The organism is Aeromonas sp. 3P, from assembly GCF_051919745.1.
Classification (GTDB): Bacteria; Pseudomonadota; Gammaproteobacteria; order Enterobacterales; family Aeromonadaceae; genus Aeromonas; species Aeromonas veronii.
Window position 1 is genome coordinate 3390212 of record NZ_JBQBED010000001.1, and the last position, 9860, is coordinate 3400071.

Sequence of the window (9860 nt, forward strand, 5' to 3'; positions counted from 1 at the left end):
GAAATCTAAATGAGAATGGTTCGTAGTGCAAATAACCATTGGTAATAAGATCCCCTGCTTGCCACTGTGCAACCCCTTGGGGACAATGCTGGCAACCAGAGGAGATCACCATGCTCAAGAAACTGTTCAGCGCCCTGTTCGGGGGCGAGCCGACCAAGGTTGTGGAAGTGACCCCGACCGAATATGCCGGCTATCTCATCTATCCGGAACCCATGGCAGAAGGTGGCCAGTATCGGCTGGCGGGCCGCATCACCAAGGAGCTGGACGGCGTGCTGCAAATCCACCGTTTCATCCGCTCCGATCTGTTTGCCAATCCGGCCGATGCCGAGCGCTTCATGGTGCAGAAGGCCCACACCTTTATCGATCAGATGGGGGATCGCATGTTCGAGCCCCGCAAACCGGCTGACAGCCAGGCTTCATGACACTGCAAGAGGTCACCCTGCTGCGCGAGGCGCTGGCCCGCGCCGGTGAGCGACGCCTGATCTGGCTGGAGGGGGAGGAGGCCGACTGCATTGCCCGCGCTCAATCCCTGCTCGGCGAGACCGTCTTCTGGCTGGGCGCCGGGCCCGAGCATTATGCTCCGCAACCCGCCGCCAAGGCGCTGCAGCGGCTCGGTCAAGAGTGCGACATGCTGGTGTTCAACGCTTTCAGCGGCTTTCATCCCGACGCCTTCGGGGCGCTGGCAGGCACCCTGCGCGCCGGTGGCTTGCTGCTGCTGCTGACCCCGCCCAGAGCGCAGTGGCCCGCATGGCCGGATCCTGACCGGATCCGGCTGGTGGCCCAGCCGGAGGAGGCGAGCCGGGCCGGCCACGGCTTTATCGCCCGACTGGTTCGGTTGCTGGAAGGTGATCCAGCCCTCTTTCTGGAGCCGCCAGTTTGCTCGCAGCCGTGGCAACCGATTGGGCCCGAGCGCAGGCTGAGCAGCGATCAGGCACGGGCACTGCCCGCCATCCACAAGGTGTTGCAGGGCCATCGCCGCCGTCCGCTGGTGCTGAGCGCCGACCGCGGCCGTGGCAAGAGTGCGCTGCTGGGGCTGGCTGCCGCCGAGCTGCTGCGCCAGCAGCCAGGGCTGAACATCGTGGTGACGGCCCCCTCGCAGGCGACGGTCGCCACCCTGTTTGCCCACGCCGCTTGCGGGCTCGATTGCACGCCGGAACAGCTGACAGGGCTGAGCTACTGTTCGCCGGATCGGCTGGTGCACGAGGCGATGAATCCCGATCTGCTGCTGGTGGATGAAGCGGCCGCCATTCCGACCCCGCAGCTTGAAGCCATGCTGGCCCGCCACAGCCGCATTGTGTTTGCCACCACCGAGCACGGTTACGAAGGGACGGGGCGCGGTTTTCACCTGCGCTTCAAACGGGTGCTCGATAGCCAGACCCCGGAGTGGCAGGAGATCCACCTCTCTGAGCCCATTCGCTGGAGTGAGCGTGATCCGCTGGAGCCGCTGATCTTCCGCCTGCTCGGCCTCAATGCCGAAGTGGCAACTCCCTTGCCGCCTACCAGCCCGAGCTGGCGTCTGGTCAGTCAGGAGGCGCTGGCGAGCGACGAGGCGCTGCTCGACCAGCTCTTTGGCCTGCTGGTGCTGGCTCACTACCAGACTACGCCGAGCGATCTCAGGTCCCTGCTGGAGAGCCCGGATCTCGACATCCATCTGCTGGAGCAGGATGCGAGCCTGCTGGGTGTGGCGCTGGTGGCGCGGGAAGGGGAGATAGAGCCCGAACTGGCCGAGGCGATCTGGGCCGGTCGCCGCCGTCCGCGCGGCCATCTGCTGCCCCAATCGCTGCTGGCCCACGCCGGTTTTAAAACGGCGGGGGGCGCAGCTACGCCCGGGTGATGCGTATCGCCATCCATCCCGAGCTACACCGCCACGGGCTGGGTTCGCTGCTGCTTGGCAGGCTTGAAGAACATTATCGTCAGGCGGGGATCGATTACCTCGGTTCTGCCTTTTCGGCCAGCGCCGACCTGCTCCCCTTCTGGCGCAAGGCCGGACTGACGGTGCTGCGCATTGGTCTACAACGGGATGCCGCCAGCGGCTGCCACGCCGCCCTGCTGCTAAAGGCGCTGAAACCCGAGCATGAGCCCGAGCTGGATCAGTGGCAGCAGCGTTTCATTCGCCAGCTGCCGACCCTGCTGGCGGGTGAGTTGAAAGGATTGGAGCCCGAGCTGGTATGGCAATGCCTGCAAGGCAGCACCGTCACCGCAACTGAGCTTGGCGAGTTCGAGCGCGATGAGGTTGAGTGCTTTGCCCTGCATCACAAGCCGTTCGAACTGAGCCAATCCAGCTTGCAGCTGTGGCTGGCGCGCAATCTGGCTGTGCTGGGTTCACTGACCCCTGAAGAGCGTTATCTGCTGATCGCAGCCATCTGGCAATATGCCGACTGGGGAAGACTGGCTGCGAGGTTGCAACTGGCTGGCAAGCCCGCCGTGATCAAGAGGTTGCGGGCGCTGCTGGCGCGTCTCTTGAGTTCCCCTACCACTCGATAGGTTTGCCCTGCCAGTCGAGAAAGCTCAGCTCGCCATCCGGTTGCAGCCGGTTCATCAGGTTAATCAGATGGTCGGCTACCAGCTCGGGACTCTGCACATTTCCCGCCGGTACATTGGCGTGAAACGGGCGGGAGAGTTGGGTATCCACTGTGCCGGGATGGAAGGCCAGCAATTTGACGCCGGGGGCCCGCCGGGCCAGCTCGATGGCGGCACACTTGAGCAGCATGTTGAGGGCGGCCTTGGATGCGCGATAGCCATACCAGCCGCCTGCTCGGTTGTCGCCAATGCTGCCGACCCGGGCACTGAGAACGGCCAAGGTGCAAGGCTCGCGGCTAAACAGCGGTAACAACTGGCTGATCCAGCGCAGCGGCAGCAAGGCATTGGTCTGGTAGAAGCGGGTCATGGCATCCAGATTGATTGCTTCCAGCCGCTTCTCTGGCTGGATTTCCCCCTGATGCAGTATGCCATTGCAGATCACCACCCGATGTGGTCTAGGTGCCAACTCAGCGATGCGGGCTACCGCAGCTGCCATCTGCTCATCGCTGTAATCGCAACATAGCCAGTGCAGGGCTGGCGAAGAGGCGCCTGCTGGTGCGGGCTGACGGCTGATGGCAATGACTGGCCCGACACCCGCCGCCAACCAGTGTGTCACCAGAGCCGCCCCGATCCCGCCAGAAGCGCCAATCACGACGATACCTTCACTCATCTCAGGCTCCTTGTGAGTACATGATGGATTTCACCATCTGCCAATGTTGTCCTGAGTGGCACATACGATCGTGCCAGCCTGCGGGATCAAGCGGGTAACGGTGCAATCTTGCCGAGATCCGAGCCGTTGGGTGAAATCCATTCCTATACTGAGGGAAAACCGCAGCGGTCTGCTGCCCGCGCAACCAGAATGAGAGTCACCACGATGTCCAAAGATGGGGAAGAGCGTAAATCTATCCTGACCGAAAGTGGCACCAATGAGCTTGAGATCATCGAGTTTCACCTCAAGAAGCAGCTACCGGACGGCCGTGAAAAAACCGCTTATTACGGGATCAACGTCGCCAAGGTGCGCGAGGTGATCCGGGTACCGGAGACCACAGATTACCCCAATGCCCAGCGTCATATGGTGGGGGTATTCTCCCTGCGGGATCGGCTCATCCCGCTGGTGGATCTGGCGGGCTGGCTCGGCATCAAGACCAACCCGGACCCCAGCCACAAGGTGGTGATCGTCACCGACTTCAACAAGATGGCCAACGGTTTTCTGATCGACAGTGTCAGCAGGATCCACCGGGTCTCTTGGGAGGATGTGGAGTCCCCCAGCCAGTTTCTGGAGGCGGGGGAGAACGACTGCGTGGTGGCCGTGGTCAGGCGTGATGGCAATCTCATCATGATCCTCGATTTCGAGAAGATCATCGCCGACATCAACCCCGAGCTCAGCATGGAGAAGTACGACGTCACTCAGGATCGCAAAGTGCTTATCGACGATCGCATGATGGCGCTGCGCCAGGGCAAAACCATTCTGGTGGTGGATGACTCAGCCTTTATCCGCAAGATGATCGAAACCACCCTGCGCACCGCCGGTTACAACGTGATCACGGCCAAGGACGGGGGAGAGGGGCTGGAGATGATGACGGATTTCGATCGTCTGGCCCAGGAGGAGAGAATGCCGGTGACCGGCTTCGTCAATGCGGTGATCACCGATGTGGAGATGCCGCGCATGGATGGCATGCACCTGCTCAAGCGTCTGCGGGATACCCCCTCCTACAAGGAGATGCCCATCGTGATGTTCTCCTCCCTGATGAGCGATGATAACCGCCAGAAAGCACTGCAACTGGGGGCCAACGATACCATCACCAAGCCCGAGATAGGGCGCATGGTGGGGATGATGGATCACATGCTGCTGGGAATTGCCCCGCCTTCGCCCGCCAACAACATCTGACCTGCCATTAACTTCCAATTGGCCGGTCGAATTCACTGACCGGTTGCCTCAAGCGGCCACTCCTTGCCAAGGAGTGGCCGCGCTGTTTTGGCTGTTTACTGCGATCCCGACGCCCCTTGTCTCCCGGATATGATTTATGTAATGATAACTATTATCATTTGTTGGTGTGAAGCATATGACAGCAACCTGGGTGAAGGGGTGGGTCGAGTCGACCGAAGGTGGCAGCAGCATGAGTCACTGGAAACAGCAGACCCGAGAGGGCAACCGGCTGTTTGACTGCGGCGAGTATCATCAGGCGTTGGCTCATTATCAGCAGGCGCTCTGGCTGGCTCGTCAGCAGTTGGTGCAGTGGCATGACGCCGATGAGGCGGTGGCGGCGCTGGTGGTGGCTCACCACAATCTGGCGGATCTGCTGGTGGCCATGACTCTGCCCGATCGCGCCGCCGACCTGCTCTGCTATGTGCACGACTGCCTGTTGGCAACCTGTCACTCCCCCGCTTGCTCCTCTCGCCTGCGAGAGGCTGCTTTGCGCCATACCCGCACAACCCGTGCCGAGTTGCTGACGTTCGTACAGCGCCACGGCAGCCACGCCGGGATCATGCGTTCGCTCGGTCACTGCCTGTGTCAGAGCGAGCCCTCATCCCGGCTCCATTAATCCGAACAGAGGTCATCATGAGCCATACCCTGCCTGCCCTGAACTATGCCTACGACGCACTGGAACCCCATATCGATGCACTGACCATGGAGATCCACCATAGCCGTCATCACCAGACCTATATCAACAACCTCAACGCCGCACTGGAAACGGCGCCCGAGCTGGCCGCACTGCCGGTAGAGGAGCTGCTGCGCCGCTTCGATACTTTGCCCGCCACCTTGCAGGGTGCGGTACGCAACCATGGCGGCGGCCATGCCAATCACTCCCTGTTCTGGCTGGTGATGAGCCCGCAGGGGGGCGGTGAGCCGGGTGGTGAGCTGGCTCTGGCCATTGAGCGGGAATTGGGGGGATTCGATGCCTTCAAGCAGGCTTTCACTCAGGCGGCTCTGAGCCGCTTTGGTAGCGGCTGGGCCTGGCTGGTGGTGGACAAGGCGGGCAGATTGCAGGTGGAGAGCAGTGCCAATCAGGATAGTCCCCTGATGCATGGCCATACCCCGATCCTGGGACTGGATGTGTGGGAGCACGCCTACTATCTCAAGTACCAGAACAAGCGTCCTGACTATATCGCAGCCTTCTATCAGGTGGTGTATTGGGCCGAAGTGGCCCGCCGCTATCAGGCGGCGCGAGGCTGACCTGGTCGCTGGGTATGGGTGTGCAGGCTCACCGCCACAATCCGCGCTGTAATAACAAGACCCGCCAGTTGGCGGGTCGTCTGTTTATGGTGTGGCAGTGCTGACGCTGGCGGCTGAAGGGGTCATCGGCAATGTGGGCAAGGCCGCGCTGGGCATCTCGGCGGTGGTTTCTGCCGCGGGTTTAGCGGGAGTGACCGGCTCAGTGGCTACCGCTGCGGATAAAGCAGGAGTGACTTGTTCAGTCACGGCCGAGGCAGATGGAGTAGCCGACTCGGTGGCAACTGCGGCAGATACTGCCGCTGGCTTGGCCTCATCCACCGCCGGTTTGGGCTGTTTGAGGCAGGGTTGCAGGCTGCCGATGGTGCTCAGTGACTGGCAAGGCACTGGCAGACCGATGGGCACAGGAGCGCCGAGGAACTTGGGTCCCTTGTCCAGTACATAGAGGTCGAGCAGCCCCATCAGGCGGGCAAAGACTTCCCGCACTCGGGTGCGGATCCCCTGATAGGCGCTGGGATCCTCGGCATTGAAGCCGACCGCATCGATACCGAAATGGCGGGCGATGAAAATGGCCCGCTCGTTGTGAAAGCCCTGGGAGACCACGGTAAAGCGCTCCTGGCCGAACACCTCCTTGGCACGAACCACTGAGTCGAGGGTGCGGAATCCGGCGAAATCCATATAGATGGCGGAGGCGGGGATGCCCGCCTTGATCAGGGCGCGGCGCATCTGGCGCGGCTCGTTGTACTGCACGGTGGCGTTGTCACCGGAGACGATGATGAAGTCCACCTTGGCATTGTTGTAGAGCTCGGCCGCCGCCTTGATGCGGTATTTGAAGTAGTGGTTGGGGCCGCCACCGGAGAGATATTTGGAGGTACCCAGCACCACCGCAACCCGGTTGTAGGGCACCTTGTCCACCTGATCGTAGGTGTAGTGACGGGCATCCGAGACGATCCACTCGCTGTAGCCCAGCAGCATGGCAATCAGGGCCAGCAGCAAAACGAGGCAGGCGAGGAGGATCTTGGCAAACTTCTTCATGCGCGGTGCGGTCAGGGTCTGAAGTTGGGAGTGGCTATCGGCATTCTATTACAACTCGGCCGCTGGCGTCAGGCTTGATAACGGGCGGGCACCTCATTCGGGCAGAGGTTGTCGCAGCAGAGGCCGGGAGAGCGGGAGGATAAAGCGAGGGGCTGCGGTGGCAGCCCCTCTGGTCGGTGAAGGTCTATCAGTGGGCGGAGTCGTTACCCTTGCAGGCGTCTGACTCCTTGTTGGCTTGCCACCAGGGCAGCAGATCCCGGGCGAGCCACGCCTGATAGGCATCGCTGTCGTTGGCGATCAGCCGGTCCAGCTCCCCTTCGAAGTCGCTCATCGCCTGCTGCCGATCCGGATTGCGCAGCGCCTGTGCCAGCGCCAGCCAGCTGGCGCCGCGACCGGTATCGTTGAGGAAGCGGTGCACGGTATAGGACCAGGAGTAGACCATCTCGCCACCCTGGTTGTAGTCAAGGTGGAGGATCGCCGCCAGTGTCGGACGCTGGTTGGCGGGGCGGTTTGCCACGTTATCCAGACCCCGGGCAAAGCACTGGCCGTGGGCGATGTACTCTGCAATCCCCTCGGCCCACCAGGTGGTGCGGTTGAGCGGATAGTGGCCGAAGCTGCCGTACTGATTGAAGCGCCCATCCAGATAGTGAACGTACTCGTGGCGCAGGTTCCACACCTGGAAGGCAGGGCGTTTCCACTCCGCCTCATAGGCGAAGAAGCGGGCCTGATTGCCGGGGCGAGCCGGATCCCCCTCGATATAGATGCCGCCATTGTCGGTGGAGACACCAAACAGCGCGCTGCCGTAGCGGCCCCAGTCGGCGGAGGAGTTGAAGATCACCAGCTCCAGCGCCTCGTTGTGATCGTCGGCCACCGGTTGCTCGCCCGTTTCCATCTGCTGGTGGAAGCGCTGCTCTTCATCACCCAGCTCGCGGCAGATCCCTTCGGCCTGAGCCTGAGTCAGATCCTGGGCGCGCAGACGCAGGGTGGGTGAGCAGGTGTGCTCGAACGGCAGAATATCTTCCATGCGGATCGGTGTGCAAAGCCCGGCAAACTCGCCGCTGACACAAGCCTCGCTGGTGCGATCCGTGTAGGTGAGGTAGTAGCTGGAGAGGGTCAGGGAGACCTCTTCCAGCATGGCGGCCGGATGCTGGCCACCCGGGATCAGCCCCTGCTGGCGCATGATGGCGATGACATCGCGATCCAGCTGCTGGCGATAGGCGATCGCCTTATCCGGGCTGGTGTGATGGAGGTAGCGCATCATCTGGTAGAGGCGGCTGTGGGCATCGAGGATGTTGTTGAAGATAAACAGATCCCGTGAGCCGTCGCGCTGTTTCCAGAGGGCCAGCTCGCTCAGGCCCAGTTGCAGCAGGCTCTGGCGCAATGCCGCCTCCTGCTGCAGCACAGCTGCGCTGAAGTCAGCCTGCTGACCGTAAGAGGCGCTCTGATCGACCAGATTGAGCAGCTCGAACAGGCCATCGGCCCAGGGTTTGTGGCCATTGATCTGTGCCGCATGTTGCACCGCATAGCCGAGCGCCTGGTTGAGCTGGGCCAGCATGGGGGCGGCACTCTGGCGGAAGGCGGCTTGGCCAAGTTGTCCCTGCGCTGCCACGCTCCAGGCTTCCAGCACTGTGCCAGCCTGATCCTGCGGTTCAGCTCCCAGCAGCAATGGGTGGTTGAGCAGATCAATCATTACCCCGGCCAGTGCCCGGGCAGCCTGATCACTCTCTTTGCCAACGCCGCCGTGGTAGTTGTGGGCGCGCACATAGTAGAGCAGCTTGTCCATTGCCGGATGGGTCGGCTGGTTGGCCGCCAGTAGGGCACGCATGCCGCGCACCACCGCCATCAGCTTGGCGTCATCGTGGCCGTAATCCGCCTGCCAGGCAGGACTGTTCTGGCCGCTCACGTCGGCTACCAGTTTGGCGGCATCGCTGTCGAGCAGGTCCACATCGGGCTGCTCGGGTTCGGAGCAGAGACGACCGTTGGCACGGCGGCACTCCAGCTGCTCCTCCTTGCTGGCCAGCACGATGGGGCGATTGAGCACCCGGCTCTCCTGCCACTCTTTGCTCTCTGGCAGGGGTTGCCACTCGCCGCCGGCGACCGGGTATTGGTAGCCGCTATCTTGCAACGTTACCTGAACCTCGCTGCCAGCGGGGATCACCTGACGGCAGATGCGATAGCGGATGGTGTTGTTCCCCTCCTTGCGCTCCTGTGGCTCATCACACTCCTGCTGAGGCGTGAGTTGATCCAGCTGCCACTGATAGCGGCGCCAGACGTGGATCTCGCTGACCTGAGCGGCCGCCTGACTGCCTGCCACCGGTTGCAGACGGAAGAAGATCTGCTCCAACCGGCCATCCCGCTCACTCGGGGTCTCTTCAAGTACCTGCAACTGCTGCCAATCCTGCGGTTGATAGTGCCACTCCGACTCGGCGCAGCGGCCCTGCGGGTTGAGTTCGCAACGATCCAGCTCCCTTTCGCTCTGACCCAGGATGATGGCTTGTGGCAGTGGCAGACGATCCTGCCGTTGGGCGGTCGGCGTGCCCGCCAGTTGCTCCCAGCGACCCTGCTTGAGGCCATAACCGAAGTCATAACTGCTGGCCGGGATCAGCTTGCCCGCCGGAATCCGATCTTCACAGCGCACGAAGCGGACCTGCCAGCCCGCATCTACCTTGAGCTGCGGCTCGCCACACTGTTGCTCGGCCAGTGCGGCGAGAGCGCTGCTCTGCCAGTCGAAGCGACGGTAGACCCTGAGCTGCTGATAGGGGGCGTTGCTGCTGCGCGCCTTGAGCTCGTAGGTGATCTCGGTGATGCGAGCGGCCAGTTGCCGGCTCGATTCGCCAGTCAGCTGATACTGTCGCCAGTCATTGGGGGAGTAGTTGGCTTGCGCCGAGGATGTAGCCAAAAGCAGGGGGCCTGCCAGCAGCAGCCACCCGGTACCTGAACGGTTCATTTTTATCCCTTTGTTCTTGTTTGTGTATTGTCTTGCGAGTAATCGCAAGGCAATTTAAACAGTTCCAAAGGGATATCAATTGCCAATTAAAAATCAGATAAATCAATAAGATGGTGACTTTTTGAGTCTGATCGAATTATCGTGGGTTGGCGCCGCAGTAAGGACTCACATGTTTCTTTTTTGTTT

7 protein-coding genes and 1 pseudogene are annotated in these 9860 nt (G+C 61.7%); 5 read left to right on the forward strand and 3 right to left on the reverse strand.

Features of this window, described 5'->3' with window-relative positions; all coding sequences use genetic code 11:
• Positions 1–110: 110 nt before the first annotated feature.
• Together ACTG19_RS15705 and ACTG19_RS15710 are read left to right on the forward strand one after the other, a co-directional pair.
• The gene (locus ACTG19_RS15705) at positions 111–422 is read left to right on the forward strand and encodes an HlyU family transcriptional regulator (protein ID WP_113739899.1); all 312 of its coding nucleotides are present in this window, start codon (positions 111–113) and stop codon (positions 420–422) included.
• A pseudogene (locus ACTG19_RS15710) lies at positions 419–2484 on the forward strand (tRNA(Met) cytidine acetyltransferase TmcA). Before ACTG19_RS15705 ends, ACTG19_RS15710 begins: the two are co-directional and overlap by 4 nt.
• Here the strand turns inward: ACTG19_RS15710 and ACTG19_RS15715 are convergent.
• The gene (locus ACTG19_RS15715; RefSeq protein WP_439989251.1) at positions 2471–3190 is read right to left on the reverse strand and encodes an SDR family NAD(P)-dependent oxidoreductase; all 720 of its coding nucleotides are present in this window, start codon (positions 3188–3190) and stop codon (positions 2471–2473) included. The pseudogene ACTG19_RS15710 and the gene ACTG19_RS15715 overlap by 14 nt on opposite strands.
• Positions 3191–3394: 204 nt before the next feature.
• Between ACTG19_RS15715 and ACTG19_RS15720 the strand changes: the two genes are divergently transcribed.
• From ACTG19_RS15720 to ACTG19_RS15730, 3 genes are all read left to right on the forward strand, one after another.
• Positions 3395–4408: a chemotaxis protein gene (locus ACTG19_RS15720; RefSeq protein ID WP_252655870.1), complete on the forward strand. Its 1014-nt coding sequence runs from the start codon at positions 3395–3397 to the stop codon at positions 4406–4408.
• Positions 4409–4583: 175 nt separating this feature from the next.
• Positions 4584–5063 (forward strand): hypothetical protein, encoded by a 480-nt coding sequence (locus tag ACTG19_RS15725; protein WP_005354955.1) that lies wholly within the window; start codon positions 4584–4586, stop codon positions 5061–5063.
• 17 nt (positions 5064–5080) lie between these two features.
• A complete protein-coding gene (locus ACTG19_RS15730) occupies positions 5081–5695 on the forward strand; it encodes a superoxide dismutase (protein ID WP_252655868.1) in 615 nt (204 codons plus the stop codon).
• A gap of 84 nt (positions 5696–5779) precedes the next feature.
• Here the strand turns inward: ACTG19_RS15730 and ACTG19_RS15735 are convergent, their stop codons facing one another.
• Both ACTG19_RS15735 and ACTG19_RS15740 read right to left on the reverse strand, forming a co-directional pair.
• Positions 5780–6727: a SanA/YdcF family protein gene (locus ACTG19_RS15735; protein WP_113739894.1), complete on the reverse strand. Its 948-nt coding sequence runs from the start codon at positions 6725–6727 to the stop codon at positions 5780–5782.
• A 187-nt stretch (positions 6728–6914) separates the two neighbouring features.
• Positions 6915–9674, reverse strand: a complete 2760-nt coding sequence (locus tag ACTG19_RS15740; RefSeq protein ID WP_201989991.1) for a collagenase — start codon at positions 9672–9674, stop codon at positions 6915–6917.
• Between the last annotated feature and the right edge of the window lie 186 nt (positions 9675–9860).

Bases quoted from the DNA above. Each gene is read 5' to 3' on its own strand.
- ACTG19_RS15740 (WP_201989991.1), bottom strand. From the start codon at position 9,674: ATGAACCGTTCAGGTACCGGGTGGCTGCTGCTGGCAGGCCCCCTGCTT.
- ACTG19_RS15705 (WP_113739899.1), top strand. From the start codon at position 111: ATGCTCAAGAAACTGTTCAGCGCCCTGTTCGGGGGCGAGCCGACCAAG.
- ACTG19_RS15720 (WP_252655870.1), top strand. From the start codon at position 3,395: ATGTCCAAAGATGGGGAAGAGCGTAAATCTATCCTGACCGAAAGTGGC.
- ACTG19_RS15735 (WP_113739894.1), bottom strand. From the start codon at position 6,727: ATGAAGAAGTTTGCCAAGATCCTCCTCGCCTGCCTCGTTTTGCTGCTG.
- ACTG19_RS15715 (WP_439989251.1), bottom strand. From the start codon at position 3,190: ATGAGTGAAGGTATCGTCGTGATTGGCGCTTCTGGCGGGATCGGGGCG.
- ACTG19_RS15725 (WP_005354955.1), top strand. From the start codon at position 4,584: ATGACAGCAACCTGGGTGAAGGGGTGGGTCGAGTCGACCGAAGGTGGC.
- ACTG19_RS15730 (WP_252655868.1), top strand. From the start codon at position 5,081: ATGAGCCATACCCTGCCTGCCCTGAACTATGCCTACGACGCACTGGAA.